This is a genomic window from Enterobacter sp. ECC-219, from assembly GCF_043966805.1.
GTDB classification, from domain to species: Bacteria; Pseudomonadota; Gammaproteobacteria; order Enterobacterales; family Enterobacteriaceae; genus Enterobacter; species Enterobacter cloacae_N.
Window position 1 is genome coordinate 756,294 of record NZ_CP143680.1, and the last position, 25,259, is coordinate 781,552.

Below are 25,259 nucleotides of genomic sequence, written 5' to 3' on the forward strand. Positions count from 1 at the left end.
ACCGGGCCTACGATAATTGTGCGGTCTGATGCCCTCACCCTGACCCTCTCCCACAGGGAGAGGGAACAAACATCAAAAACGGCAACAGGGTTGCCGTTTTGCATTTACCTTACGCCACCCGGCTTGTTTATTGCACAGGTGTTGAAACCACACCGCCCGTCATCGTCTGCTGCACCTGCTGTTTATCCATATTCACCGCGTTCAGCTTGCCGTTCACCGTCGGCTTAAGCGGGGCATTCGCCTGCACGCTACCGCTGGCGGTCATCTGAATATTGCCGTCACCCGTAATCGGCAGCGCAGGCCAGCCCCACTGCTGCAGCACGTTGAGCGGCACGCCGCGCCCGTTCAGGCTCACCGTGGTCTGCCGCTGTGGCAGCTGTGAAACCGTCGCCGTGGCTTCCAGAATGCCTTTCTCGGTAAACGCGCTCAGGTCGGTAATGTTCACCGTGGCGGCGTTGGCATTCAGCGCCAGAGACGGACGGCGTACGTCGACGCGGTTAAAGGTTGCCGCCGCGCCATTCAATGTTGCGCTGCCGCCCCAGACGCCCCACTGGCGATCTTTCACCAGCTGCAGGTTTGCGCCATAGCCGTCCAGAGAGGTGATCTGCCACGGGAAGGCGGGATCGATGTCGATCACCAGGTTGCGGCTCAGGCCGAATTTTTGCAGCGTGACGCTGTGCAGCCATTCCGGCAGCGGATCCATCCACAGCGTTTTCCAGTTCTGCGGCAGGGTGTACTCCAGCCCGGCGATGGCGACATCGTCCAGCACCAGCGCTTTGCCGTCGCGCAGCCAGTTACCGGACGTGCGCACCATGCCGCCTTCCCAGCGGGAGGTGAACTGGCGCAGCGCCATGCCCTGCGGGGAAAACTCCGCATTCAGGATCGGGTCGAAAAGGTGCAGCGAGCCGTAGATAAACTCGCTGGCATTCATGGACAGGCGGCCTTCCTGGCTCTGCCAGTCGCCTTTGCTGAGAGTCAGGTTGCGCAGGCTTAAGTCGAGATCGGTCACCGCCCAGTCCGGACCCTGAAGCCTGGCGTCGGTCACGTCCAGACGGCCAATCTGTAAAGAGGGAAAGGTGGCCAGCGGTGCGAAGAACGCCGTCAGCGTTTTGTCGCTCTGCAGGCGGATCTCGTTCAGGCGCATCGTGTCGATAATCCAGCTCCCGTCGGCGTTGCGCAGGGCGGAGCCGGTGAGCGAACCACGGGCCATGTCGGCACCAATCGTTTTCAGCACCACCTCCTTGCCGTTCAGCTGGCCCTCGATCAGCACGTTGGTGGCCGGTACGCCGTTCAGGGTCAGCGAGCCCGCGCTCATCTGGATCTGCGCGTTATTCCCCAGCACGTTGCCGGCTTCCGGCTGCCATGGGCTGACGCCGCCCGTGACCTTTTGCGCGCTCAGGTCCCATTCAGTATTCGGGCTGTTAAAGGCCATGTTGTTCAGCTGCAGACGATCGGCCTGGAAGGGCAGCGGTGCTGTTTGAGGCGAGAGATTCAGCGTACCGTCGAACAGGGTGATGGTGCCCATGTGCAGCGGATCGGTGATCTGACGGCTGCTCAGGCCAATATCGACTTTTTTGGCAACTAATGTGGCAGGTTTACCATCCCGCCCAAAGGTGACGTTTTCCAGAATGATGTGGGAAGGCGACGAAAAGCGGTGATTCATTTTATCGAAACTGAGTTCGTAGTCGGTATTCACCGTAATCCAGCTGCTGACCTGAGCCGCGCCCCAGCGGGTCTGGAGCAAAATATAGAACGCCAGCAGCACAATAAGCAGGGCTACCAGAAGATAGACGAGTAGCTTTCCAATAAATTTCATGGTCTTCCATCCCGCAAAACGAACATAAGGGAGTTATGCACGATTTATACGCAATGCTCAAGGCGGGAATGGTGTAATTAGATGTCACGGCAGGCATTGACTGCCTGCCGTGAGGGAGATCAGTTCTTCTCAGGCGGGAAAACGAGGTTCAGCACGATAGCGGTGATACCGCCCGCGGCAATGCCGGAAGAGAGCAGGTTTTTCACCCAGTCCGGGGCAAACTGCAGGATCAGCGGCTGCTGGGAAACGCCCAGGCCAACGGCCAGCGACAGCGCGATAATCATGATCGCGCGGCGGTTCAGCGGCTCGCGGGAGACGATACGCACGCCGGAGGCCGCGATAGTCCCGAACATCACTAGCGTTGCGCCGCCGAGCACCGGCTCAGGAATGTGCTGCACAAAGCCGCTCACCGCCGGGAACAGGCCGAGGACGATTAGCATGAGCGCCACCACAAAACCAACGTAGCGGCTGGCCACGCCGGTCAGCTGGATCACGCCGTTGTTCTGGCCGAAGCAGGAGTTCGGGAAGGTGTTGAATACCGCAGAGACAAACGAGTTCAGGCCGTTCGCCAGCACGCCGCCTTTCAGACGCTTCATGTACAGCGGGCCGGACACCGGCTGCTCGGAGACGTCGGAGGTGGCGGTGATATCGCCGATGGTCTCCAGAGAGGTGATCATAAAGACCAGCATCAGCGGCAGGAGCAGGCCCCAGTCAATGCCCAGTCCGTAGTACAGCGGCGTGGGTACGGTGATCAGCGCGCTGTTGGTCGGCGCGGTGTTTTCCGGCAGCATGCCCAGCGCCCACGCCAGCAAATAGCCCGCCGCCATGGCGATCACCAGCGAGGCGACGCGCAGGTAAGGGTTACGCTGACGGTTAAGCAGAATAATGATTGCCAGCACTACGCCCGCCAGCAACAGGTTTTTCGGCGCGCCGAAGGTGTGATCGCTCATTGCGGAATAGCCGCCGCCGATGGAGGTGAGGCCCACCTGGATCAGCGACAGGCCGATAATCATCACCACCACGCCGGAGACCAGCGGGGTAATGACGCGGCGAGCCAGATGCAGCACGCGGGAGATGACCATCTCCGTGCAGCTGGCCAGCATCAGGGTGCCGAACAGCGCCGCCATCATGGTTGGGACATCCGCACCGCCGGTTTTCAGCGCCGTACCGCCCATGATCAACGGTGCCACGAAGTTAAAGCTGGTGCCCTGAATCGACAATAATCCAGAGCCCACCGGACCCCACGCTTTAATTTGAATAATGGAGGCCACGCCGGAAGCGAACAGAGACATACTGATGATGTGCTGCGTATCCTGCGCCGGTAAGCCAAGTGCCTGGCAGATCAGCAGCGCCGGAGTGATCACGGCAACAAACATCGCCAGAAGATGCTGGCAGGCGGCGAAAAGCGTCTGTGGAAGCGGCGGGCGGTCTTCAAGGCGGTAAATCAGTTCGCTATTATGCTTCTGCGCAATCGGTTGCGCATCAGGCGACTCTATGGTGTTAACGGACATCGGCGGCAATCCCACGGTGGAAAAGCGGGCATTTTATCTGACCACCTGGTAAAAGCAAACGATTGCCAGCAAAAAAAGGGAAGAAAATCTGCTGCTGTGAGCAGGTTTTCTACAACGCATCGGGAAAAAAAATTACACTTTTTGCGCCGGGGGCTCATGAAGAGCGCAAACTGGCCCAGGATAACGCCGCGTGTGTATGGAACACGCGCAAAACAGGAGCCTTTTATGATTCATCTCGATACGTTGTCGACACTTGTTGCCGCAACGCTGGTCTTATTGCTTGGCCGTAAGCTGGTACATAGCGTTTCCTTTCTGAAAAAGTACACTATCCCTGAACCCGTCGCCGGCGGTCTGCTGGTGGCGCTGGCCCTGCTGATACTGAAAAAAAGCATGGGCTGGGAAATTGATTTTGATATGTCCCTGAAAGACCCGCTGATGCTGGCCTTCTTTGCCACCATCGGCCTGAACGCCAACCTGGCGAGCCTGCGCTCGGGCGGTAAGGTGCTCGGCGTATTCCTGATTGTGGTGGTGGGGCTGCTGCTGATGCAAAACGCCATTGGCATCGGCATGGCGACGCTGCTGGGGCTGGATCCGCTGATGGGTCTGCTGGCGGGGTCGATTACCCTTTCGGGCGGCCACGGCACTGGCGCCGCGTGGAGCAAGCTGTTCATCGAACGCTACGGGTTTGAAAACGCAACGGAAGTGGCGATGGCCTGTGCGACCTTTGGCCTGGTGCTGGGTGGCCTGATTGGTGGCCCGGTGGCGCGTTATCTGGTGAAGCACTCCACCACGCCGAACGGCAGACCTGACGATGAAATGGTGCCGACCGCATTCGAAAAGCCGGACGTTGGACGCAGCATCACCTCACTGGTGATGATTGAAACTATCGCGATGATTGCCATCTGCCTGACCGTGGGCAAAGTGGTTGCGCAATGGCTGGCGGGTACCGCGTTTGAGCTGCCGACCTTTGTCTGCGTGCTGTTTATCGGGGTGATCCTGAGCAACGGTCTGGCGCTGATGGGCTTCTACCGCGTGTTTGAACGGGCGGTATCGGTGCTCGGCAACGTCTGCCTGTCGCTGTTCCTGGCGATGGCGCTGATGAGCCTCAAGCTGTGGGAACTGGCCTCGCTGGCGCTGCCGATGGTGGCGATTCTGGCGGTGCAGGCGCTGTTTATGGCGCTGTACGCCATGTTCGTGACCTGGCGCATGATGGGCAAAAACTACGATGCGGCGGTGCTGGCGGCGGGTCACTGCGGGTTTGGTCTGGGAGCCACTCCAACGGCTATCGCCAACATGCAGGCGATCACCGAACGGTTCGGGCCATCGCATATGGCGTTTCTGGTGGTCCCGATGGTTGGCGCATTCTTCATTGATATCGTCAACGCGCTGGTGATCAAGCTGTACCTGATGCTGCCGATGTTTGCCTGAGATCAGGCGTTGGAATAGCGTTCGGTTTCCGGCATCCAGCGTTCAATTAACGCTGCCGCCTGTTCGGGGTAGCGTTCATGAATATGGCGAGCCAAGCGCTGAACTTCGGGGATCATGGCCTGATCGCGCAGTAAATCCGCCACTTTGAATTCTGCGTTCCCCGTCTGGCGCGTGCCCAACAGTTCACCCGGGCCGCGGATCTCCAGGTCTTTTTGCGCAATTACAAAACCGTCGTTGCTGTCGCGCAGCACCTGCAACCGCATCTGGGCTGTTTTTGAGAGCGGGGCTTTGTAGAGCAGTACGCAGTGGGACGCTACCGCGCCACGGCCAACGCGCCCGCGCAGCTGGTGGAGCTGAGCAAGGCCCAGACGCTCCGGGTTTTCGATGATCATCAGGCTGGAGTTGGGTACGTCAACGCCCACTTCAATGACCGTCGTCGCAACCAGCAAATGCAGATCTCCCTGTTTGAAGGACTGCATCACCGCCTGCTTCTCGGCAGGCTTCATGCGGCCGTGAACCAGGCCAACGTTCAGCTCGGGCAGTGCCAGCTTGAGTTCTTCCCACGTCGCTTCGGCGGCCTGCGCTTCCAGCAGTTCAGACTCTTCAATCAGGGTACAGACCCAGTAGGCCTGACGCCCTTCGTGGGTGCAGGCGTTGCGCACGCGGTCAATGATATCGCTGCGGCGCGTGTCAGGAATGGCGACCGTCGTGACCGGGGTACGGCCCGGCGGCAGTTCGTCGATGGTGGAGGTATCCAGATCGGCATAGGCGGTCATCGCCAGGGTGCGCGGGATCGGCGTGGCGGTCATGATCAGCTGATGCGGGTGGAAGCCCTGCTGCAGCCCTTTTTCCCACAGCGCCAGACGCTGATGCACGCCAAAGCGGTGCTGCTCGTCGATAATCACCAGCGCAAGACCGTTAAACTGCACCTGCTCCTGGAAGATGGCGTGCGTGCCGACAATCATCTGCACCTGGCCGCTGGCGATGGCTTCCTGCTGCGCAAGACGCGCTTTGCCTTTTTGTTTCCCGGCAAGCCAGCCCACTTCAATCCCGAGCGGCGCGAACCATGTGCGGAAATTGTTGGCGTGCTGCTCGGCCAGCAGCTCTGTCGGTGCCATCAGTGCGACCTGCTTGCCATGGGCGATGGCGCGTAACGCGGCCAGGGCGGCAACCAGCGTTTTACCGGACCCCACGTCGCCCTGCACCAGGCGCATCATCGGCACGTCGAGCGCCATATCGCGTTCGATCTCGGCGGTGACCCGCGCCTGCGCGCCGGTGGGCTTAAAGGGCAGCGAGGCCAGCAGCTTATCTTTGAGCGCATCATTCTGGCTTAACGGCTGAGCGTGGAAACGCTGCGCGCCCGCGCGAAGCGCCAGCATGCTCAGGTTATGCGCCAGTAATTCCTCAAGGATAAGACGCCGTTGGGCGGGATGTTTGCCGCTTTCTAAATCGCTGAGCTGCAGCGTTGGCGGCGGGCGGTGCAGGGTGCGCAGCGCCTCGGGCAGGCTCATCATGCCCTGCGCCAGCTCGGGCGGCAGCAGCTCGGTAATGGCGCAGGTATCCAGCAGCTCCAGCGCCTGATCGGTGAGCTTACGCAGCGTTGCCTGCTTGATGCCTTCCGTCGTCGGGTAAACCGGGGTGAGCGTCTCCTTCAGCTCCGGCGTGCTGAGATCGCCCTGCACGCGGTACTCCGGGTGGATCATCTCTGCGCCGTATTTCCCGCGTTTGGCTTCTCCATAGGCCAGCACCCTGCGGCCTGTCGCCAGGCTGTTTTTCATCGCCGCGCTGAAATTGAAGAAACGCATGGTGAGGATGCCGGTGCCGTCGCTGATCTGGCAGGTCATCATCCGGCGTCCACCGAAGGTGATGTTGCAGTTCAGGACTTCGCCTTCAACGGTGGCGTAAATGGCGGGAAGCAGATCGCCAATCTTGTAGAGTTGAGTGCGGTCTTCGTAACGCAGGGGGAGGTGAAGCAGGAGATCCTGCACGGTGTGCAGGCCAATTTTTGCCAGCTTATTGCTTTGCGCCGCGCCCACGCCCGTCAGGCTGTTGAGCGGGATAGCATCCAGCAGGCGGCCTTTCATCGGTTACCCGGCGTACTGCATGGTGGCCCACCACTCGGCATCGGCTTCAATTTCGCCCTGCGCGTTGACGTGGGGGTAAGGCAATTTTTTCTGCTTCGCAACGCGAGCCAGCACCGGATAGCCACCTTCAAACAGCAGGCGCTGCTGTTCCTCTTCCGGCAGCATGCTGTTGCTGCGCTCGTACATCCCGGCGTTCTGACGCTGGCGCTGCGCTTCATACAGAATGAGCGCGGACGCTACGGAGACGTTAAGGGACTGGACCATGCCGATCATCGGAATGATGATGTCCCGATCCGCCAGATCCAGCGCTTCCCGGGAGATCCCGGTTTTTTCCTGGCCCATCAAAATGCAGGTCGGGCGGGTATAATCGATCTCGCGGAAATCCACGGCTTTAGCGGAGAGGTTTGTCGCAAGAACCTGCATCCCGCGGCCTTTCAGGTGCGATACGGCTTCGCTAATGGTTTGATGGTTTTTGACCGAGACCCAGCTGTTACTGCCTGCGGCAGCGGAGACCATGTTGCGCATGCGGTTGCCTGGCCAGACGGCGTGCACTTCATGCACGCCTACGGCGTCAGCGGTACGGACGATAGCAGCAACGTTATGTGGTTTATGGACCTGCTCCATGCAGACCGTCAGGTCAGGCTGACGCCTGGCGAGCATTTCGCAGATACGGGCATAACGTTGTGAATTCATAAACCTAGTTTCGGTTTCGGGTGACTTTAATCACGTCCGGCATGACGCGGATCTTGCGCATAATGTTCGCCAGATGCACGCGGTCGCGAGCGGTCAGACGAATAAAGGCGCTGTACACGCGGCCGTCTTTTTCTTCCGTATTCAGGCTCTGAATGTTGGACGAGGCCGTGTTGATTGCTGCCGTCAGGTTCGCCAGAGCACCCTGGTGGTTGAACATATCCACCTTAATTTCGGTGATAAATTCCTGCGCGGTCTCTTTATCCCACTCGACCGCCATAAACTTCTCGGCTTCTTTCTGGTAGCCGCGAATGTTACGACAGGATTCATGGTGGATAACCAGCCCTTTGCCCGGGCTGACGTGCGCGATAATCGGGTCGCCAGGGATTGGGCGGCAGCATTTTGCGAAGGTGATCAGCACCCCGTCCGCGCCTTTAATCGGCAGATGAGCATGGCCGGATGCGCCTGGAGCAGAAGGCGTCGCTTCGCCCTGCTGCAGGTTTTTCGCCACCACGACGCTCATGGCGTTGCCCAGACCAATTTCCGCCAGCAGATCGTCCAGAGACGTGAGCTTCATACGGTCGAGTTCACGCTGGATATGCTCCGGCGGGATCTCAGCCAGCTTGCGGCTGCCGCCTAACGCGTGGTTGAGCAGACGACGCCCCAGGCTGACGGAGTCGTCGCGCTTGAGGTTTTTCAGCAGCTGACGGATTTTTGCGCGCGCTTTGGAGCTCACGACAAAGTTCAGCCAGGCCGCGTTCGGACGTGCGCCTGGCGCGGTAATAATTTCCACCGTCTGGCCGCTGGAGAGCGGCTGAGACAGCGGGTAAGGCTGTCTGTCGACGCGGGCGCCGACGCAGGCGTGCCCGATATCGGTATGCACGGCGTAGGCGAAGTCGACCGGCGTTGCGCCCGCAGGAAGTTCGACAATGCGGCCTTCTGGGGTGAAAACGTAAATCTCATCCGGGAAGAGATCGGATTTAACGCTCTCGATAAATTCAAACGAGCTACCCGCACTCTGCTGAAGCTCCAGCAGGCTCTGCATCCAGCGCTGGGCGCGGATTTGTGCGGTCGTGCTGCTTTCGCCACCGTGCTCTTTGTACGCCCAGTGTGCGGCAACACCCATTTCTGCCATCTGGTCCATGTCTTCGGTGCGGATCTGCACTTCAACAGGCACGCCGTGCGGACCGATCATCGAGGTATGCAGAGATTGATAGCCGTTCGCTTTTGGAATGGCAATGTAATCTTTCATGCGCCCCGGACGAGGTTTGTAGAGGCTGTGCATCTGCCCCAGCACGCGATAGCAGGTGTCCGAATCGTGGACGATTACGCGGAACGCGTAGATATCCATGATCGAGTGAAAACGCTGCTCTTTGAGCACCATTTTGCAGTAGATGGAATACAGATGTTTCTCGCGACCGCTGACGCGGCACGGAATTCCCGCTTCCTGTAAGCGCCCTTCAATTTCAGAGAGGATCTTTTGAATCATCTCTTTACGGTTACCGCGGGCGGCTTTTACCACCTCTTTGATTACGCGATAGCGGTTCGGGTACAACGCTTCAAAGCCCAGCTCTTCCAGCTCGGTTTTGATGTGGTGAATACCTAAACGGTGCGCCAGCGGACTGTAGATTTCGAGGGTTTCACGGGCAATGCGGCGACGTTTATCCGGGCGAAGTGAGCCCAGCGTGCGCATGTTGTGGGTACGGTCAGCGAGTTTGATGAGAATGACGCGGATATCCTGCACCATCGCCATAATCATCTTGCGGAAGTTTTCGGCTTGCGCCTCTTTCTTGTCGCGGAATTTCAGCTTATCAAGCTTAGAGACCCCTTCCACCAGCTCGGCAACGCTTTTGCCAAACAGCTGTTCCATATCCTGGTAGGTGGCAGGGGTATCTTCGATCACGTCGTGCAGCAGGGCGGCCATCAGCGTTTCGTAGTCGAGTTTCATCTCGGCCAGAATACAGGCTACCGCAACCGGGTGCGTGATATAAGGTTCACCGCTTGAACGTGTCTGGCCCTCGTGAGCGTCACGTGCAACGAGATACGCCTGCTGAAGACGCTTAATCTGGTCTTCAGGCAGGTAGGTTTGAATCAGTTGATTCAGGCTTTCAAACAGATACAAGGGCGACCCGCAGGTTTAATTAACGACGACCTTCAGCAATGGCGGTTACGGCCTGCAGTTCTGCGGCTTCCTGCTCTTGCTGCTCCTGGCGCTCACGTACGTCGAGGATCTGGTTGTTAATCAGACCTTCTTCGATTTCGCGAAGTGCAATAACGGTGGTTTTATCGTTTTCTTCCGGTACCAGCGGATCTTTACCGCCTACCTGCATCTGACGAGCGCGACGCGCGGCGACCAGCACCAGGTCAAAACGGTTACCAATTTTCTCTACAGCGTCCTGAACAGTTACGCGTGCCATACTTAAAATGCTCCACAGGTGAAGAAATGACTGGGCATGATACTGAAAGTGGGTTCAGTCTGCCAACAGTTTGGTGATTAATGCGTCATGTCGCTGCTTCTGGCGGCTCATACGCAGTCGTTCTGCGCGAAGAATGGTTTTGAGATCGCTCAGCGCGGCATCAAAATCATCATTCACAATAAGGTAATCATATTCCGCGTAATGGCTCATTTCTGCAACTGCCTGTTCCATACGCTTTGCGATGACTTCTTCGCTGTCCTGACCGCGGCCACGCAGGCGGCGATCCAGCTCATCTTTCGACGGCGGTAAAATAAAGATACTGCGCGAGTCAGGCATTTTCTTACGAATTTGCTGTGCGCCCTGCCAGTCGATGTCGAGGAACACATTCACGCCCGTCGCCAGAACCTGCTCAATGGTTTCACGTGAGGTGCCGTAGTAGTTTCCAAACACTTCTGCGTGTTCAAGAAACGCGTCTCTGCCGATCATCGCTCTGAACTCGTCGTGATCCACAAAGAAATAGTGTTCACCGTGCACTTCACCCGGACGCGGCGCTCGCGTGGTGTGAGAAACAGAAACCTGTGTGTCGTACAACGGTTGGGTTTTTAACAGTGCCTGAATAAGGCTGGATTTACCCGCGCCACTAGGGGCAGAAACAATATAAAGCGTGCCTTGAGCCATGAGAGTCTTTTGTATGTGTTAACGAAGAAGTCCTACATACGGGCTTATTATACACGTCGGCGCACCGTGACGTAGCCTTTGTCACACTTTTTCCCCTGGATTATTGAATTTTGCGTGCCGTTTTCAGGTTTTACCCGCGGTTTGCAGAAATAAAAAGAAACCCTGGATAGCGCCTCGTAAAGCGAAAGGTTGCCGTTAGCGTTGTTTTGATCGGCAGGTTATACCTCCTGCAACGCAAAGGAGGGGTAGCAATGTGGCGATGGATAAGCGGATTACTGGTGTTGTGGTGTGGCTATGGCGCGGCGGTGTGTCCGGTGTGGTCGCAGGCAAAAGCAGAGAAAGAGATTGCGTCGTTAAGCGCGCAGATAAAACGCTGGGATGATGCCTACTGGAAGCAGGGGGCGAGCGATGTAAACGACGACGTGTACGACCAGCTTCACGGGCGGTTAACGCAGTGGCAGCGCTGTTTTGGCAGTGAGATTTCAGAAGAGAAACTCCCCGCGCTGACGGGAAGCGTAAAACATCCTGTTGCCCATACGGGGGTACGTAAAGCAGCCAGCAAAGAAGCGCTGAGCCAGTGGATGCACGGCCGGAAAAATCTCTGGATGCAGCCAAAAGTCGACGGCGTGGCAGTGACGCTTGTGTATCGCAACGGAAAGCTAGCCCGGGCGATCAGCCGTGGTAATGGGCTAAAAGGCGAGGACTGGACGGCACGCGTGCGTTTGATTCCGTCCGTGCCTAAGGAGGTATCCGGCGTGCTGGCAAACAGCGTCTTACAGGGGGAGCTTTTCTGGCTACGCGAAAACCACGTCCAGCGGCAGATGGGCGGAATGAATGCACGTGCAAAAGTGGCGGGCGCGATGATGCGACAAAAGGACAACGCGCTTCTGAACCAGACGGGAATATTTATCTGGGCCTGGCCGGATGGACCGAAGGGAATGGAAAACAGGCTTTCTGAGCTGTCCAGCGCAGGTTTTTCCCTGACGGCGCGCTATACGCTGCCCGTACAGACTGTTGATGCTGTTGAAAAACAGCGTTTGGCCTGGCAAAACACGGCATTACCCTTTGCCACGGATGGCATAGTGGTTCGGTCTGCGGAGTCTCCTTCAGGGGAGCGCTGGCTGCCTGACGAAGGCAATTGGGTCATCGCGTGGAAATATTCGCCTGCGGCACAGGTCGCTGAGGTCAGGAATATTCATTTTTCCGTGGGGCGCACGGGCAAAATTTCTGTCGTGGCGGCACTGGAGCCTGTCCAACTGGACGATAAACAGGTGCAGCGAGTGAGCCTGGGTTCGGTTGGGCGCTGGCAGAGGCTGGATATTGCCCCGGGCGATCAGGTTCAGGTAAGTCTGGCCGGGCAGGGTATCCCCCGGTTTGATAAGGTGGTCTGGCGAGGAACGGACAGACAAAAACCAGAACCACCGGCCCCGCGTTATCACTCCCTTAGCTGCTTTTATGCCTCGCCGGAGTGTATGGAACAGTTCTTTGCCCGGCTGACGTGGCTCAGTTCAAAGCAGGTATTCAACATTGAAGGATTAGGTGAGTCAGGCTGGCGGATGCTCTGGCAGGCACATCATTTTGAACATCTCTTTTCATGGCTGCTATTAACGCAGGAACAGCTGCAGTCGACGCCGGGGTTTTCCGCAGCGCGCGGGCTCGCGCTCTGGCACCGCTTTAATCAGGTGCGCGAGCAGCCTTTCATCCGCTGGATTATGGCTCTGGGTGTTCCGTTACCGCTGGCGTCGCTGAAGGCTTCAGGGGAGGTGTCCTGGCAGAAGATGAGCGAGCGCAGCGCAAAGGCATGGCAGGCCCTGCCGGGAACGGGAGAGGAGAAGGCGCGGCAAATCGTTAGCTGGCTGCACGCGCCAGAGATTGATGTGCTGGCGAAGTGGCTCGCTGAACAGCACATCAACGGGTTCTGAGATTAGTGAGCGCCATGCTTATAGTGAAACACAGGCAGCCCGAGCTTCAGACGCAGCGCCAGCATGCGGGCCGTAAAGCCAAACAGCAGCGTGGAGATGACCACCACGTCGTGGTTTGAAACGTAATGCTGCAGGGCAATGTAGAGCACCGCTGCGGCGAAGGAGATGCCGGCATACAGCTCTTTTTGAAAGACCAGAGGAATGCGCTTGCAGAACATATCGCGCAGCACGCCGCCGAATACCCCCGTGACCACGGCCGCGATGGTAGCGATAACCGGACCTTCCCCCATATCGAGCGCGATTTGCGCGCCGATGATTGAAAAAACGATCAGCCCCAGCGCATCAAGCACCAGGAACAGGCGGCGCAGATGGGGCATAACGGGTGCCACTATGGTGGTTAATACGGCAGCCGTTGCGACGATAATCACGTACTCAGGATGCTTCACCCAGCCAAGCGGGTAGTGACCAAGCAGGATATCGCGCACGGAACCGCCGCCCAGCGCGGTTGCAGTAGCAATAATGATCACGCCGAAGGTGTCCATCCGGCGACGCCCGGCGGCGAGAGCGCCAGTCATGGCTTCTGCGGTGATACCAATGAGATAAAGAATGTGAAGCAGCATATACCCTCCGGTGTGAACGCGGGAAGGTTAGCGATTTGTGCGCAAGATCACGATTGAGATTTTCTAAGGCGATTGGATTTCACCTATAAAATCTAATCAATACATGCTGAATATGGTTGATTATTGGCAGGTGAATTGGAAAAGGTCTGAAAATTCGAATTAGAAATAATAATGGGTGGCATCAGCCGATACCACCCAAAAAGGGATTACTCAATATTCTGGATCTGCTCGCGCATCTGCTCAATCAGAACCTTCAGTTCAATTGCTGAGTTGGTCACTTCAGCATTGATAGACTTAGACGCCAGAGTATTCGACTCGCGGTTGAACTCCTGCATCATAAAGTCCAGACGGCGGCCTACAGCTTCCTTCTTCTTCAGTATGTTGTAGGTCTCTTTCACGTGCGCTTCCAGACGATCCAGCTCTTCGGCCACGTCAACGCGCTGCGCCATCAGCACCAGCTCTTGTTCCAGACGGGTGTTTTCCAGCTGAACTTCCGCTTCTTCCAGCTTAGCGACAAGTCGTTCGCGCTGCCATTGCAGCACTTCTGGCATGTGGGTGCGGACTTTGGCTACTTCGGTGCTCACGCCTTCAAGACGTTGCTCAATCATCGCTTTTAGCGCCTGGCCTTCGGTTTCTCGGGCAACGATAAAATCGTCTAGTGTGCCGTCGAGGGCTGCCAGAATTTCAGCGGCAATGGCATCCAGATCCTGCTCACCGGCGGCCATGACCCCAGGCCAGCGCAGAATATCAACCGGGTTGATTTCGCCTTCATCGCTCTGCATTTTGACCCAGTTCGCCGCATTCACGAGCTGTTTCGCCAGCTTTTCGTTGAGGATAAGTTCGCCCTGCGCGCTGGCATCTGGCTCAAAGCGCAGGTTGCATTCCACTTTCCCGCGGGTCAGACGCGTACGGATACGCTCGCGCACCACAGGTTCAAGGCTGCGGAACTGTTCCGGCATACGGAAATATGTTTCCAGATAGCGCTGGTTTACCGAACGCATTTCCCAGGTAGCGCTACCCCAGCTACCCTTGATTTCACGCCGGGCGTAGGCGGTCATACTGCGGATCATAGACATTCCCGTTTTTAAAGGAGAGATGGGGGGATTATAGCTTTCGGGGGCTTCTCAGGATAGGAATAAGCGTCCTTTATCCGTATAATGCGCAGCCACATTCGTTTCAAGCCGGAGAATCCATCATGCGTCCATCAGGTCGTAGCGCCAATCAGGTGCGTCCCGTCACCCTGACCCGTAACTATACAAAACACGCTGAAGGCTCCGTGCTGGTTGAGTTTGGTGACACCAAAGTGCTGTGCACCGCATCCATCGAAGAAGGGGTTCCGCGCTTCCTGAAAGGCCAGGGTCAGGGCTGGATCACCGCCGAATACGGTATGCTGCCACGCGCAACGCACACTCGTAATGCCCGTGAAGCGGCAAAGGGTAAGCAGGGCGGCCGTACCATGGAGATTCAGCGTCTGATCGCACGTGCGCTGCGCGCTGCCGTTGACCTGAAAACTCTCGGTGAATTCACTATTACGCTGGACTGCGACGTAATTCAGGCAGATGGCGGCACGCGTACCGCGTCCATTACCGGTGCCTGCGTAGCGCTGGCGGATGCCCTGAACAAGCTGGTTGCAGCCGGTAAGCTGAAAACCAACCCAATGAAAGGGATGGTCGCGGCGGTTTCCGTGGGGATCGTTAACGGCGAAGCGCTTTGCGATCTGGAATACGTTGAAGATTCCGCCGCCGAGACCGACATGAACGTGGTGATGACCGAAGATGGCCGCATCATTGAGGTGCAGGGCACGGCGGAAGGCGAGCCGTTCACCCATGAAGAACTTCTCTCCCTGCTGGCGTTGGCCCGAGGGGGGATCGAATCCATTGTAACGACGCAGAAAGCGGCGTTAGAAAATTGATTTTAAAGGCGACCAGTGAGTCGCCTTTTTTTTGCCTGTAAGACAGAAAAACCAAAGGAGCGAATCCATGAAATCGTATCAGCGCCAGTTTATTGAGTTTGCTATTAATAAACAGGTACTTAAGTTTGGCGAATTTACGCTGAAATCCGGGCGTAAGAGCCCCTATTTCTTCAACGCCGGGCTGTTTAATACCGGGCGCGATCTGGCCCTGTTAGGCCGTTTCTATGCCGAAGCGCTGGTGGATTCCGGGATTGATTTTGACTTGCTGTTTGGCCCGGCCTACAAAGGCATTCCAATTGCGACCACCACAGCAGTCGCGCTGGCGGAACATCACGACCGCGACGTGCCGTACTGCTTTAACCGCAAAGAGGCCAAAACCCACGGTGAAGGCGGTAATCTTGTAGGCAGCGCGCTGCAGGGCCGCGTGATGCTGGTGGACGACGTGATCACCGCAGGCACTGCGATCCGTGAATCTATGGAGATTATCCAGGCCAACGGTGCGACGCTTGCTGGCGTGCTTATTTCTCTGGATCGTCAGGAGCGTGGTCGCGGCGATATCTCTGCTATCCAGGAAGTAGAGCGTGATTACAGCTGCAAAGTGACCTCTATCATCACCCTGAAAGACCTGATTGCGTATCTGGAAGAGAAGCCAGAGATGGCGGATCACCTGGCAGCGGTGCGGGCATATCGCGAAGAGTTTGGCGTGTAATTGAATTGCCCGGCGGCGCTACGCTTACCGGGCCTGCGGTGCTACTGCAGTTGTGCTGCTACTAACGGCCAGCGGGCGTCAAAATCGTCCGTTGGTCGGTATTTGAATTCACTGCGCACAAAGCGGGAGAGCATGCCTTCACAAAACGCCAGGATCTGGCTTGCCAGCAATGTCTCATCCGTATTGTATCCTTCACCTTCACGCATTTTCTTCTCGCGCAGCACCTGTCGCAGCTGCGCTTCAATACGCTCAAAAAGCTGATTGATGCGGCCCTGTAGCCTGTCCTGCTCAAACATCAGCGCGTGGCCGGTCAGGATACGGGTTAAACCCGGATTGCGTTCCCCAAAGCCCAGAATTAACAGCACAATCAGACGCAGACGCGCGGTGGTGTCTTTTTCGTCTTTCAAAATCAGGTTAATGCGTGTGATCAGACTGTCTTCAATAAACTCGATCAGGCTGTCGAACATTTTTGTTTTGCTGGGGAAATGACGATACAGCGCCGCTTCAGACACGCCCACAGAGGCGGCCAGTTTAGCGGTGGTGATGCGTTGACTGCCATCGCTGGATTCAAGCATCAGAGCCAGAGATTGAAGTATTTCTTCGCGACGATTCCTTTTCGCGGTTTGTTTTTCTGCCATGTTACAAAATACCCCTGAAAAATAAGCACTTGCCAGGCTGGCATCCACACAGCGACCGCAAACTGACGTTTGCGGTTTGTTATTGCGTTATGGCGCTGCGAGATACGTGTGTGTCGGGCGGTTATTTGCGCCCGGAATGGCCGAAGCCGCCTTCGCCACGGTCGGTGGCATCAAAGTCTGCCACCAGGTTAAATTCTGCCTGAACCACCGGTACAAAAACCATCTGCGCGATACGCTCGCCCGGTTCAATGGTGAAGCTGTCCTGGCCACGGTTCCAGACGGATACCATCAGTTGACCCTGGTAGTCGGAGTCGATCAGGCCGACCAGGTTACCCAGCACAACGCCGTGCTTATGGCCCAGACCAGAGCGCGGAAGGATCACTGCCGCCAGAGACGGGTCAGCAATGTGGATCGCCAGCCCAGTCGGGATCAGGGTAGTGGCACCGGGAGCCAGTTCTACGGCGTCATCGAGACAGGCGCGCAGGTCAAGTCCGGCAGAGCCGGAGGTGGCATAGGTTGGCAGCGGGAATTGCTCGCCAACACGCGGGTCCAGAATCTTAACGTCGATTTTTTTCATCATAACGGGTAACGATCTCGTCCAGTAATTGTTGGCCCAGGAGTTCCTTGCGCTCAAGCGGTAAGATTTTATCTCCATCCTGCCAGAAAAGGTGCAGTGCGTTGCTGTCGCTATTAAATCCTTGCGTGGCCAGCGATACGTCGTTCGCGCAAATTAAATCGAGGTTTTTGCGGGTACGTTTTTGCCGGGCATATTCTTCCACATTATTCGTTTCTGCGGCAAATCCAACAACGTAAGGACGATGGTTTTTTAGTGCGGCGACCCCAGCAACAATGTCCGGGTTTTTCACCATTTTCAGTGTTAATTCATCACCTTGCTTTTTGATTTTAGATTCGGCGATGGTCTCGGCACGATAGTCTGCCACGGCCGCACAGCCGATAAAAATCTGCTGATGTTGCGCATGAGCCTGCACGGCGGCTTCCATCTCCTGCGCGGTAGTGACATTAATGCGCTGCACAAAAGGTGGCGTAGGTAACGAGACCGGGCCGCTGACCAGCGTGACGTTAGCACCGCGTTTTGCCGCTGCGGCAGCAATTGCAAAGCCCATCTTGCCGGAGCTGTGGTTGGTGATGTAGCGCACCGGGTCCAACGGCTCGCGCGTGGGACCCGCAGTAATCATGATGTTGAGATGTTGCAGATCGTTGACAGGTGAGAAATGGGCGGCAGCCATATCTACAATCGTCAACGGGTCGAGCATACGCCCTGGGCCAACGTCGCCGCAGGCCTGGCTGCCACTGTCCGGGCCCCAGATAAGCAGGCCGCGCGAGGCCAGCGTCTCCAGATTATGCTGGGTGGCGGCGTTGCGGTACATCTGCTGGTTCATGGCTGGCACAACGGCGACAGGTGCAGGCGTCGCGAGGCAAATGGTCGAAACCAGATCGTTCGCCATACCGGCCGCCACGCGGGCAATCAAATCCGCCGTGGCTGGGGCAAGAATCACCAGATCGGCCCATTTTCCAAGCTCAATATGCCCCATCGCGGCTTCGGCGGCCGGATCGAGCAGGCTGTCAGATACCGGGTATCCTGAAACCGCCTGCAGGCTCAGAGGGGTGATAAAGGCTTTACCGCCTTCGGTTATCGCGACCCGCACGTCCGCCCCGCGCTCGCGCAGACGACGCACCAGCTCCGGCGCTTTATAGGCAGCAATACCGCCGCTCACGCCAAGAACGATTTTTTTACCGGCCAGGCTCATCATGATTCTTTCCTGTTGGGTTTCACCAGAGAGCGGGCATTTTATCACAATCCCAAATACGGGGTGATGAAGTCCTTTATTCACTTTGCGAGGCGCTACGCAAGAACGAAACCTCAGCGTCGAGCCCCGGATTTGCCTGTGGCAGCATAATGGCAAACAGAGGGAGGCCGGGCATGGAAGAGACTGAACTGCTGCTACCGCGCGAAAAAATGCTGCGTCATGGCGTCACGTTATTAAAAGACGACGAACTGCTGGCGCTCTTTTTACGTACAGGTACGAAGGGAAAAACGGTATTTACGCTGGCGAGAAATCTGATAGACCATTTTGGTTCACTGTATGGTTTGCTGACCGCCGAACTGGAGGAGTTTGCGCACGTAGAAGGCATTGGCGTCGCGAAATATGCCCAGTTACGGGGTATTGCTGAACTTGCCCGGCGATTTTATAACGTGCAGATGGAGGAGCAAGATCCGATCCTTACCCCTGACATGACCCGCGAATTTCTGCAAAGCCAGCTATCCGGTCTGGAGCGGGAGATCTTTATGGTGATCTTTCTCGACAACCGAAACCGGGTGCTTAAGCATACCCGCCTTTTTTCAGGTACACTGAGCCACGTTGAGGTGCATCCGCGTGAAATTGTGCGCGAAGCGATAAAAGTGAATGCAGCAGGCGTGATCCTCGCGCATAATCACCCCTCTGGCTGTGCAGAACCGAGCAGAGCGGACAAAGAAATCACCGAGCGCATTATCAAATGCTGTCAATTCATGGACATTCGTGTGCTGGACCATCTGATAATTGGCCGCGGAGAGTACATTTCTTTTGCAGAACATGGCTGGATTTAGGCTATTTCTGGCGATCCATCGGGATCTTTGTCTGTTCGGGACTTGAGCACACCGCCGAGTCAGCGTATACTACGCCACCTTTGAGAATCTCGGGTTTGGCATTTGGGCCTGGCAATCGAGAGTTCACTTAGAACTACGCGATGACCGGGCTGTAAAGCCTGACGAGGCGCCGATACCCCATACGAAGCTCGAGCTAATTTGATTTTTGGAGAATAGACATGTCCCGAGTCTGCCAAGTTACTGGCAAGCGTCCGGTGACCGGTAACAACCGTTCCCACGCACTGAACGCGACTAAACGCCGTTTCCTGCCGAACCTGCACTCTCACCGTTTCTGGGTTGAGAGCGAGAAGCGTTTTGTCACCCTGCGCGTATCTGCTAAAGGTATGCGTGTAATCGATAAGAAAGGCATCGATACAGTTCTGTCTGAACTGCGTGCCCGTGGCGAAAAGTACTAAGTACTTAAAGAGGAAATAAATCATGGCTAAAGGTATTCGCGAGAAAATCAAGCTGGTTTCTTCTGCTGGTACAGGTCACTTCTACACCACCACGAAGAACAAACGTACTAAGCCGGAAAAACTGGAACTGAAAAAATTCGATCCAGTTGTACGCCAGCACGTACTGTACAAAGAAGCTAAAATCAAATAATTTTAGCCTCCTTGTATTGAAAAACCCCGCAACTGCGGGGTTTTTTGCATTCTGCATCTCAACGGAGGAACCATGCCTGAATTACCTGAGGTAGAAACCAGCCGTCGCGGCATTGAGCCCCATCTGGTCGGCGCGACTATTCTTCATGCTGTCGTTCGTAATGGACGTCTGCGCTGGCCGGTGTCCGATGAGATCCACGCGTTAAGCGACAAACCCGTCCTTAGCGTGCAGCGCCGCGCGAAATACCTGCTGCTGGAGCTGCCTGACGGCTGGATTATTATCCATCTGGGGATGTCCGGGAGCCTGCGCATCCTGACCGAAGAACTGCCTGCGGAAAAGCACGACCACGTCGATCTGGTCATGAGCAACGGCAAAGTGCTCCGTTACACCGATCCCAGGCGTTTTGGCGCGTGGCTGTGGACAAAGGAGCTGGAAGGACACAACGTGCTGGCGCATCTGGGCCCTGAGCCGCTTTCAGACGCGTTCAACGCGGACTACCTGAAAGAGAAGTGTGCGAAGAAGAAGGCTCCGATCAAGCCCTGGCTGATGGATAACAAGCTGGTGGTCGGCGTGGGGAATATTTACGCCAGTGAATCGCTGTTCGCGGCCGGGATCCATCCCGATCGGCTGGCCTCATCGCTGTCGGCGCAGGAGTGTGAGCTGCTGGTTCGGGTCATTAAAGCCGTATTACTGCGCTCGATTGAGCAGGGCGGGACCACGCTGAAGGACTTCCTGCAAAGCGACGGTAAACCGGGCTATTTTGCCCAGGAGCTGCAGGTGTATGGCCGTAAAGGTGAGCCATGCCGGGTATGCGGGACGCCGATCGCTGCCGCAAAGCACGCCCAGCGAGCCACGTTCTACTGCCGTCAGTGCCAGAAATAGCGCTACTTTAGCTTGTCCATCAGCGCCTGGTGGACGTTATCCGGCAGGAAATGGGTAACGTCCCCGTGATGGCGCGCCACCTCTTTCACCAGCGTGGACGAGATAAACGACCACTCTTTTGATGGCATCAGGAATACGCTTTCCAGCTCCGGCATCAGGTGGCGGTTCATGTGCGCCAGCTGCATCTCATACTCGAAGTCTGCCACCGCGCGCAGGCCACGGATCAGAATATTGGCCTGCTGGGCGCGGGCGAAGTTCGCCATCAGGTCGCTAAACCCGACCACCTCAACATTCGGCAGGTGCGAAATGGCATCGGTGGCGAGCTTTACGCGCTCGTTGAGGTCAAACATCGGCTTTTTGCTGGGGCTGGCGGCAATGGCCAGGATCACCTTGTCGAACATGCATGCCGCACGGGTGATGATATCAAGATGACCGTTGGTGATCGGATCGAAGGTACCCGGATAAATCGCTTTTGTGCTCATGGCTCACGTTTTCTCTGAGTAGCCGCGGCAGAGCGCCCACAGCTCGGTGTATTTGTTGAAAGTATACTGGGCATTCACTACCGCGAGTAACCAGCCCTGCTTACCGTCCAGCACGCCACCACGCAGCAGCAGCGTTTTCAGAAACGCACCCAGCGTGTGGGTGAAGATACCCGTCAGCGAGGCCTTCTTGCCGCGCTGGTGACGCTCCTGTGCCCACGCGGTGGCATAGTTGAGCTGCTTTTGCTGGAAGCTGGCGAAATCACGGCAGGTCAGGTGCAGCAAATCGCCCGTCAGGGGGATGACCTGGGCGCTGTCGCAGGTCAGGGATTCATGGACCAGATTGTCGTTGTACTGATAGCGCTCGCGCTCGTAGAGGCGCATCACGCGGTCAGGATACCAGCCGCTGTGGCGCATGAAGCGGCCAAGGAAGTAGTTGCGGCGGGCGATGCTGTATACGGCGCCAGGCTTGGGCGAGGAAAGCACCGCCTGGATGGCCTGCTGAAGCTCCGGCGTGATGCGTTCGTCGGTATCGAGCATCAACACGTAATCACCGGTGGCATACCCCTGCGCGCGCTGGCGCTGGATGCCATAGCCTTGCCAGTCAGTATTGGTAAAGACTTTTGCGCCCGCTGCCCGGGCAACGTCCACCGTGTTGTCCGTGCTTCCGGAGTCGAGAATGACGATCTCGTCAGCCCAGGCGACGGAGGCCAGGCAGTCCGGAAGCAGGTCGGCGGCGTTTTTGGCGATCATGACGACCGACAGACGCGTAGACATTAGTGGCTCCGCTGAGGCAAATAAGGTTGCAGAAGCTGCAGCAGACGGGTGAGTGCGCCCTGATTCTGGTGCAGCACTTCAACGGCGTGGCGACCGTACCACAGGCGGTAATCTTCGTCCGTCAGAAGGGTCGATACCTCTTTGACGACCGAGTCCGCATCGGTCACGGTAATTAAACCATCGGCCTGCTGTAATTTCGCGCAGATATCTTTGAAGTTAAACGTGTGTGGCCCCATCAGCACAGGAATGGCGTGGGCTGCCGGCTCCAGCGGGTTATGGCCTCCGCGTTCCACCAGGCTTCCGCCAACAAAGGCGAGGTCAGCAATGCCGTAGAGCAGCATCAGTTCGCCCATCGTATCGCCAATCACCACCTGGGTACTGCCGGAAGGGATCTCTCCGCTGCTGCGCAGAGTGAAGCTGAAGCCGCCTTTCTGCACCATTTCGCGGGCATCTTTAAAACGTTCCGGATGACGAGGCACGAGGATCAGCAGTAAATCAGGGAATTTTTCCAGCAGCTTGCGGTGCGCCTGCAGGATAATTGCCTCTTCACCCTCATGAGTACTGGTGGCAATCCAGACCTGACGACGCGGAGCCCACTGGCGACGCAGCGTGATGGCGCGGGCGGCCAGTTCAGGGGTAACGGAAATATCGAATTTCAGGCTGCCGGTTACGGCAAGCTGGTTGCGCTTCAGGCCCAGAGAGATAAAGCGTGCCGCGTCTTCTTCATTCTGCGCAGCAATCAGCGTGATTTTGCTCAGCAGGCGGCGCATAAATTTACCCAGCTTGCCGTAGCCTTTCGCCGAGCGCTCTGACAGGCGCGCGTTGGCAATCACCAGCGGAATTTTACGGGCGTGCAGAGCGGAAATCATGTTCGGCCACAGCTCGGTTTCCATCACGATCACCAGCTTCGGGCGAACGGTGTTCAGGAAACGATTCATGGCGCAGGGCAGATCGTAAGGGAGGTAGACGTGATGAACGTCTTTACCAAACGCGGATAACGCGCGCTCTGAGCCGGTTGGCGTCATGGTGGTGACGGTAATTGGCAGAGACGGGTAGCGATGGCGCAGAGCGCGAACCAGCGGGATCGCCGCCAGCGTTTCACCAACAGAAACGGAATGCAGCAAAATACCGTCCGGCGCGACTTTATTGCGGCAAAAGCCATAGCGTTCAGCCCAGCGTTTACGATACGCAGGCGCTTTACGGCTACGAAGCAACAGTCTCAGCCACACCAGTGGCTGAATGATATAGAGCAGGGCGGTATACAACAATTCCAAGCGATTATCCGTCTTTTTAGTTTCGGCGGGCAAATTCTAAGCATTTAAGCCAGGTAAAGCTATCTCTTATGCCAGATACCGTTTTAAACGGAAGTAGCGTCGGCCCAGGCGCCAGCGCAAACGCGGGCTTTTGGCACTTTTCCAGATAAGCTTCCAGATCCCGGTGTCGAAGAACTCTTTGATAATCATTGTCTTCTTTGTCTCATCCTTCATGTTGTCGAAGGTATGAATGATTCCCAACCCCTCTTTGGCGATTTGCCAGTAGCAGGCGGGGATATTTTTCACTTTATCCGGGTAACGCTGGTTAATGGCATCAAGCATCTGCAGGATTTTCATGTAATGGCGCGCGGAGCGAATCAGCGTGTCGTCATTATCCGGCGTGTGCGATACCGAGGCAGAGTGAATGTAGTAGTCATAAAAGCGTTCGCTGGTGTACTGAACGCGCTCTGCGGCAAGCAGCACCTCGGTGGTCCACGGGATATCCTGATGGCGCAGGCCGGGTTCGAAATGGAAACGGTGTTTACGAATAAAATCGTGGCGATAAATATTAAGCCAGGTCACGTGCAGGAACTTACGTGAATCCAGCGCCATCTTCAGCCATGCCGGGCCCGTCATGACGCCCGTCGAGGCGAGTTTATCCTTAGGGAAGATAGGGCGAGAAGGTTTCCTGTCATTTTCCCAGACATAGTTGCCGTTGCAGGTGGCGACATCCAGATCCTGCGTAACGGCCATATCCAGCAGACGCTGGTACATGCCAGGTTTGAAGACGTCATCAATATCCGGGAAAGAGAGATACTGACCGGTTGCAACGGCCAGGCCGGTATTACGCGCGATGGAAACACCCTGGTTATGCTGTTCAATCACCTGTATCTGCGGCAGTTTTTCACGCCAGCTTTCGACGATCTGCATCGAGCGGTCAGTCGAGCCGTCATTGACAATGATGACTTCCATGCTGTCGATGCGTTGATTCACAAGGCAGGTAAAGAACTGATCCAGAAAAGCTTCGCCGTTATAAACGGCAACCACCACGCTTAACATTGGCGCTGAATTTTGCATAAGAAACCTGATTATTTTTGATTGTCGACCAAAGCAATGTACTGCTGGCAGATGGCATTGATACCGAACGATGCAATCGTTGCATCGCCAACGACCGGCGGGGCGGTATAAATATCTACCAGGGTTTTTGCCAGTGACGCGTCATTTAACTCTGCCAGCCCGCGCGCTAAGGCGCCGGTGAGAATTTCTGCGGGGCCACCCGGACAATTGGTACTGACCGGTGGCGTCTGGCAGATAATGGATTCCACCAGCACATTACCAAAACCTTCGCAGTCAGAGCTTAACACTAAGAGGCGTGCACCTTTTATCCAGGGGTAGGGGTTAGCGTCGAACGGACGGAAAACCGTTTTGTTTTCAATACCCAAATCGCGGGCAAGCTGCTTAAGTTTTTGAATTTTGGCTTCGGAGCCATTGCCCATCATGACAAGCGTAGTGTCAAGCTGACTCTGTGCGAACGCGCGTAAAAGGCGGTCGTGGCGTTTGTGTTCATGGAAGCGGCCAACATGGATGATGTAATCCTTTCCTTGCATCTCGAAGGGGGCATCCGCCAGACGCTGAATCTCAGGGATATCAAAAGGATTATGGATAACCGCTTTACGCCGGAGTTTGAGAGCCAGCGTCTCGGAAAGATCTTTCAACACGGCGCCTGAGACGGCGACAACGTTTCGGTTTTCGTAGGTATGACGAATTTTAAGATGCTTAAACCAGCGCGAAAGCCCGCTGCGGTGGCGGAGATAAGAGAACGAGAACATGCCATGCACGCAGAACCAGACTTTATCACGTTCCAGCGCGCGGCAGTGCGCCACAATGCGATCCGTTTTGTGCAGATGAGAGAACACAACGTCAAATTTTCCGCTGCGCTCAGCCCGCTCAATTGCCTGATCCAGCAGGCGGGCGCGGCGTGGGATCTCCGTCAGCTTTCGCCACGGTTTTTTGCAGGTATCCTGAACCACCTGATAATCAATGCCTTCCGGGATGGCGTAATCACACACTTTCCGCAGAGAGAAAAGGGAGACCTGATGTCCCATTTCCATTAATCCGCTGGAAAGTGTAAGAACTGTTTTTTCAGCTCCCCCACCGGGTAAACCATCAATAATCATTAGGATACGCATT

25 protein-coding genes are annotated in these 25,259 nt (G+C 56.4%); 8 read left to right on the forward strand and 17 right to left on the reverse strand.

The window, feature by feature from the left end; genetic code table 11:
- Positions 1–127: 127 nt before the first annotated feature.
- Positions 128–1,816: an AsmA family protein gene (locus V1603_RS03500; RefSeq protein WP_395313504.1), complete on the reverse strand. Its 1,689-nt coding sequence runs from the start codon at positions 1,814–1,816 to the stop codon at positions 128–130.
- A gap of 119 nt (positions 1,817–1,935) precedes the next feature.
- On the reverse strand, positions 1,936–3,327 hold the full coding sequence (locus V1603_RS03505; protein WP_163330019.1) for an NCS2 family protein: 1,392 nt from the start codon (positions 3,325–3,327) through the stop codon (positions 1,936–1,938).
- A 225-nt stretch (positions 3,328–3,552) separates the two neighbouring features.
- Here V1603_RS03505 and gltS point away from each other — a divergent pair, with 225 nt between their 5' ends.
- Positions 3,553–4,755, forward strand: a complete 1,203-nt coding sequence (gene gltS, locus V1603_RS03510) for a sodium/glutamate symporter (RefSeq protein ID WP_116342955.1) — start codon at positions 3,553–3,555, stop codon at positions 4,753–4,755.
- A 2-nt stretch (positions 4,756–4,757) separates the two neighbouring features.
- Here gltS and recG read toward each other — a convergent pair whose 3' ends face one another.
- Genes recG through gmk form a run of 5 tightly spaced genes read right to left on the reverse strand, consistent with a single transcriptional unit; the run spans position 4,758 to position 10,624 of the window.
- Positions 4,758–6,839, reverse strand: coding sequence for an ATP-dependent DNA helicase RecG (recG, locus tag V1603_RS03515; protein WP_395313505.1), 2,082 nt, complete (start codon positions 6,837–6,839; stop codon positions 4,758–4,760).
- A gap of 3 nt (positions 6,840–6,842) precedes the next feature.
- Positions 6,843–7,532 carry a tRNA (guanosine(18)-2'-O)-methyltransferase TrmH gene (gene trmH, locus V1603_RS03520; protein WP_163330021.1) on the reverse strand — a complete coding sequence of 230 codons (690 nt, stop codon included), beginning with the start codon at positions 7,530–7,532 and terminating at the stop codon, positions 6,843–6,845.
- 4 nt (positions 7,533–7,536) lie between these two features.
- Positions 7,537–9,651 carry a bifunctional GTP diphosphokinase/guanosine-3',5'-bis pyrophosphate 3'-pyrophosphohydrolase gene (gene spoT, locus V1603_RS03525; protein ID WP_028015011.1) on the reverse strand — a complete coding sequence of 705 codons (2,115 nt, stop codon included), beginning with the start codon at positions 9,649–9,651 and terminating at the stop codon, positions 7,537–7,539.
- Between the two features lie 19 nt (positions 9,652–9,670).
- On the reverse strand, positions 9,671–9,946 hold the full coding sequence (rpoZ, locus tag V1603_RS03530) for a DNA-directed RNA polymerase subunit omega (protein ID WP_000135058.1): 276 nt from the start codon (positions 9,944–9,946) through the stop codon (positions 9,671–9,673).
- Between the two features lie 54 nt (positions 9,947–10,000).
- Positions 10,001–10,624 (reverse strand): guanylate kinase, encoded by a 624-nt coding sequence (gene gmk / locus V1603_RS03535; protein ID WP_010426438.1) that lies wholly within the window; start codon positions 10,622–10,624, stop codon positions 10,001–10,003.
- 251 nt (positions 10,625–10,875) lie between these two features.
- Here gmk and ligB point away from each other — a divergent pair, with 251 nt between their 5' ends.
- Positions 10,876–12,546 carry an NAD-dependent DNA ligase LigB gene (gene ligB / locus V1603_RS03540; protein WP_395313506.1) on the forward strand — a complete coding sequence of 557 codons (1,671 nt, stop codon included), beginning with the start codon at positions 10,876–10,878 and terminating at the stop codon, positions 12,544–12,546.
- Between the two features lie 2 nt (positions 12,547–12,548).
- Here the strand turns inward: ligB and V1603_RS03545 are convergent, their stop codons facing one another.
- The gene (locus tag V1603_RS03545; protein WP_061096641.1) at positions 12,549–13,166 is read right to left on the reverse strand and encodes a trimeric intracellular cation channel family protein; all 618 of its coding nucleotides are present in this window, start codon (positions 13,164–13,166) and stop codon (positions 12,549–12,551) included.
- Positions 13,167–13,372: 206 nt separating this feature from the next.
- A complete protein-coding gene (locus tag V1603_RS03550) occupies positions 13,373–14,236 on the reverse strand; it encodes a YicC/YloC family endoribonuclease (RefSeq protein ID WP_116342963.1) in 864 nt (287 codons plus the stop codon).
- A gap of 125 nt (positions 14,237–14,361) precedes the next feature.
- Here V1603_RS03550 and rph point away from each other — a divergent pair, with 125 nt between their 5' ends.
- Complete coding sequence (gene rph / locus V1603_RS03555) at positions 14,362–15,078, forward strand: ribonuclease PH (RefSeq protein ID WP_006812424.1); 717 nt, start codon at positions 14,362–14,364, stop codon at positions 15,076–15,078.
- A 67-nt stretch (positions 15,079–15,145) separates the two neighbouring features.
- Positions 15,146–15,787: an orotate phosphoribosyltransferase gene (gene pyrE, locus V1603_RS03560; protein ID WP_041911672.1), complete on the forward strand. Its 642-nt coding sequence runs from the start codon at positions 15,146–15,148 to the stop codon at positions 15,785–15,787.
- A gap of 41 nt (positions 15,788–15,828) precedes the next feature.
- On the opposite strand, the gene slmA is transcribed toward pyrE, so the two are convergent.
- The 3 genes from slmA to coaBC form a co-directional block, all read right to left on the reverse strand.
- Positions 15,829–16,425: a nucleoid occlusion factor SlmA gene (slmA, locus tag V1603_RS03565; RefSeq protein WP_028015015.1), complete on the reverse strand. Its 597-nt coding sequence runs from the start codon at positions 16,423–16,425 to the stop codon at positions 15,829–15,831.
- A 121-nt stretch (positions 16,426–16,546) separates the two neighbouring features.
- Positions 16,547–17,005 carry a dUTP diphosphatase gene (gene dut, locus V1603_RS03570; RefSeq protein ID WP_015570042.1) on the reverse strand — a complete coding sequence of 153 codons (459 nt, stop codon included), beginning with the start codon at positions 17,003–17,005 and terminating at the stop codon, positions 16,547–16,549.
- Complete coding sequence (gene coaBC, locus V1603_RS03575; RefSeq protein ID WP_116343108.1) at positions 16,983–18,194, reverse strand: bifunctional phosphopantothenoylcysteine decarboxylase/phosphopantothenate--cysteine ligase CoaBC; 1,212 nt, start codon at positions 18,192–18,194, stop codon at positions 16,983–16,985. The genes dut and coaBC overlap by 23 nt, the downstream gene beginning before the upstream one ends.
- A 173-nt stretch (positions 18,195–18,367) precedes the next feature.
- Between coaBC and radC the strand changes: the two genes are divergently transcribed.
- The 4 genes from radC to mutM all read left to right on the forward strand — a co-directional run bounded on the left by radC (position 18,368) and on the right by mutM (position 20,560).
- Positions 18,368–19,033 carry a DNA repair protein RadC gene (radC, locus tag V1603_RS03580; RefSeq protein ID WP_116342965.1) on the forward strand — a complete coding sequence of 222 codons (666 nt, stop codon included), beginning with the start codon at positions 18,368–18,370 and terminating at the stop codon, positions 19,031–19,033.
- Positions 19,034–19,251: 218 nt separating this feature from the next.
- The gene (gene rpmB, locus V1603_RS03585; protein ID WP_002436699.1) at positions 19,252–19,488 is read left to right on the forward strand and encodes a 50S ribosomal protein L28; all 237 of its coding nucleotides are present in this window, start codon (positions 19,252–19,254) and stop codon (positions 19,486–19,488) included.
- A 22-nt stretch (positions 19,489–19,510) separates the two neighbouring features.
- Positions 19,511–19,678, forward strand: coding sequence for a 50S ribosomal protein L33 (rpmG, locus tag V1603_RS03590; protein ID WP_003024094.1), 168 nt, complete (start codon positions 19,511–19,513; stop codon positions 19,676–19,678).
- A 72-nt stretch (positions 19,679–19,750) separates the two neighbouring features.
- Complete coding sequence (gene mutM / locus V1603_RS03595) at positions 19,751–20,560, forward strand: bifunctional DNA-formamidopyrimidine glycosylase/DNA-(apurinic or apyrimidinic site) lyase (protein WP_116342967.1); 810 nt, start codon at positions 19,751–19,753, stop codon at positions 20,558–20,560.
- A 2-nt stretch (positions 20,561–20,562) separates the two neighbouring features.
- On the opposite strand, the gene coaD is transcribed toward mutM, so the two are convergent.
- From coaD to V1603_RS03620, 5 genes are all read right to left on the reverse strand, one after another.
- Positions 20,563–21,042: a pantetheine-phosphate adenylyltransferase gene (coaD, locus tag V1603_RS03600; RefSeq protein WP_116342969.1), complete on the reverse strand. Its 480-nt coding sequence runs from the start codon at positions 21,040–21,042 to the stop codon at positions 20,563–20,565.
- Between the two features lie 3 nt (positions 21,043–21,045).
- Complete coding sequence (locus tag V1603_RS03605) at positions 21,046–21,816, reverse strand: glycosyltransferase family 2 protein (protein WP_116342971.1); 771 nt, start codon at positions 21,814–21,816, stop codon at positions 21,046–21,048.
- Positions 21,816–23,090, reverse strand: a complete 1,275-nt coding sequence (waaA, locus tag V1603_RS03610; protein ID WP_116342973.1) for a lipid IV(A) 3-deoxy-D-manno-octulosonic acid transferase — start codon at positions 23,088–23,090, stop codon at positions 21,816–21,818. Before waaA ends, V1603_RS03605 begins: the two co-directional genes overlap by 1 nt.
- A 66-nt stretch (positions 23,091–23,156) precedes the next feature.
- Positions 23,157–24,146, reverse strand: coding sequence for a glycosyltransferase (locus V1603_RS03615; RefSeq protein WP_395313507.1), 990 nt, complete (start codon positions 24,144–24,146; stop codon positions 23,157–23,159).
- An 11-nt stretch (positions 24,147–24,157) separates the two neighbouring features.
- Positions 24,158–25,258: a glycosyltransferase gene (locus V1603_RS03620; protein ID WP_163330025.1), complete on the reverse strand. Its 1,101-nt coding sequence runs from the start codon at positions 25,256–25,258 to the stop codon at positions 24,158–24,160.
- Position 25,259: the final 1 nt, after the last annotated feature.

What these genes read in the sequence shown, in the direction of transcription:
- V1603_RS03500 (WP_395313504.1), bottom strand. Translation starts at nt 1,816, where the DNA reads ATGAAATTTATTGGAAAGCTACTCGTCTATCTTCTGGTAGCCCTGCTT.
- V1603_RS03505 (WP_163330019.1), bottom strand. Translation starts at nt 3,327, where the DNA reads ATGTCCGTTAACACCATAGAGTCGCCTGATGCGCAACCGATTGCGCAG.
- gltS (WP_116342955.1), top strand. Translation starts at nt 3,553, where the DNA reads ATGATTCATCTCGATACGTTGTCGACACTTGTTGCCGCAACGCTGGTC.
- recG (WP_395313505.1), bottom strand. Translation starts at nt 6,839, where the DNA reads ATGAAAGGCCGCCTGCTGGATGCTATCCCGCTCAACAGCCTGACGGGC.
- trmH (WP_163330021.1), bottom strand. Translation starts at nt 7,532, where the DNA reads ATGAATTCACAACGTTATGCCCGTATCTGCGAAATGCTCGCCAGGCGT.
- rpoZ (WP_000135058.1), bottom strand. Translation starts at nt 9,946, where the DNA reads ATGGCACGCGTAACTGTTCAGGACGCTGTAGAGAAAATTGGTAACCGT.
- gmk (WP_010426438.1), bottom strand. Translation starts at nt 10,624, where the DNA reads ATGGCTCAAGGCACGCTTTATATTGTTTCTGCCCCTAGTGGCGCGGGT.
- ligB (WP_395313506.1), top strand. Translation starts at nt 10,876, where the DNA reads ATGTGGCGATGGATAAGCGGATTACTGGTGTTGTGGTGTGGCTATGGC.
- V1603_RS03545 (WP_061096641.1), bottom strand. Translation starts at nt 13,166, where the DNA reads ATGCTGCTTCACATTCTTTATCTCATTGGTATCACCGCAGAAGCCATG.
- V1603_RS03550 (WP_116342963.1), bottom strand. Translation starts at nt 14,236, where the DNA reads ATGATCCGCAGTATGACCGCCTACGCCCGGCGTGAAATCAAGGGTAGC.
- rph (WP_006812424.1), top strand. Translation starts at nt 14,362, where the DNA reads ATGCGTCCATCAGGTCGTAGCGCCAATCAGGTGCGTCCCGTCACCCTG.
- pyrE (WP_041911672.1), top strand. Translation starts at nt 15,146, where the DNA reads ATGAAATCGTATCAGCGCCAGTTTATTGAGTTTGCTATTAATAAACAG.
- slmA (WP_028015015.1), bottom strand. Translation starts at nt 16,425, where the DNA reads ATGGCAGAAAAACAAACCGCGAAAAGGAATCGTCGCGAAGAAATACTT.
- dut (WP_015570042.1), bottom strand. Translation starts at nt 17,005, where the DNA reads ATGATGAAAAAAATCGACGTTAAGATTCTGGACCCGCGTGTTGGCGAG.
- coaBC (WP_116343108.1), bottom strand. Translation starts at nt 18,194, where the DNA reads ATGAGCCTGGCCGGTAAAAAAATCGTTCTTGGCGTGAGCGGCGGTATT.
- radC (WP_116342965.1), top strand. Translation starts at nt 18,368, where the DNA reads ATGGAAGAGACTGAACTGCTGCTACCGCGCGAAAAAATGCTGCGTCAT.
- rpmB (WP_002436699.1), top strand. Translation starts at nt 19,252, where the DNA reads ATGTCCCGAGTCTGCCAAGTTACTGGCAAGCGTCCGGTGACCGGTAAC.
- rpmG (WP_003024094.1), top strand. Translation starts at nt 19,511, where the DNA reads ATGGCTAAAGGTATTCGCGAGAAAATCAAGCTGGTTTCTTCTGCTGGT.
- mutM (WP_116342967.1), top strand. Translation starts at nt 19,751, where the DNA reads ATGCCTGAATTACCTGAGGTAGAAACCAGCCGTCGCGGCATTGAGCCC.
- coaD (WP_116342969.1), bottom strand. Translation starts at nt 21,042, where the DNA reads ATGAGCACAAAAGCGATTTATCCGGGTACCTTCGATCCGATCACCAAC.
- V1603_RS03605 (WP_116342971.1), bottom strand. Translation starts at nt 21,816, where the DNA reads ATGTCTACGCGTCTGTCGGTCGTCATGATCGCCAAAAACGCCGCCGAC.
- V1603_RS03615 (WP_395313507.1), bottom strand. Translation starts at nt 24,146, where the DNA reads ATGCAAAATTCAGCGCCAATGTTAAGCGTGGTGGTTGCCGTTTATAAC.
- V1603_RS03620 (WP_163330025.1), bottom strand. Translation starts at nt 25,258, where the DNA reads ATGCGTATCCTAATGATTATTGATGGTTTACCCGGTGGGGGAGCTGAA.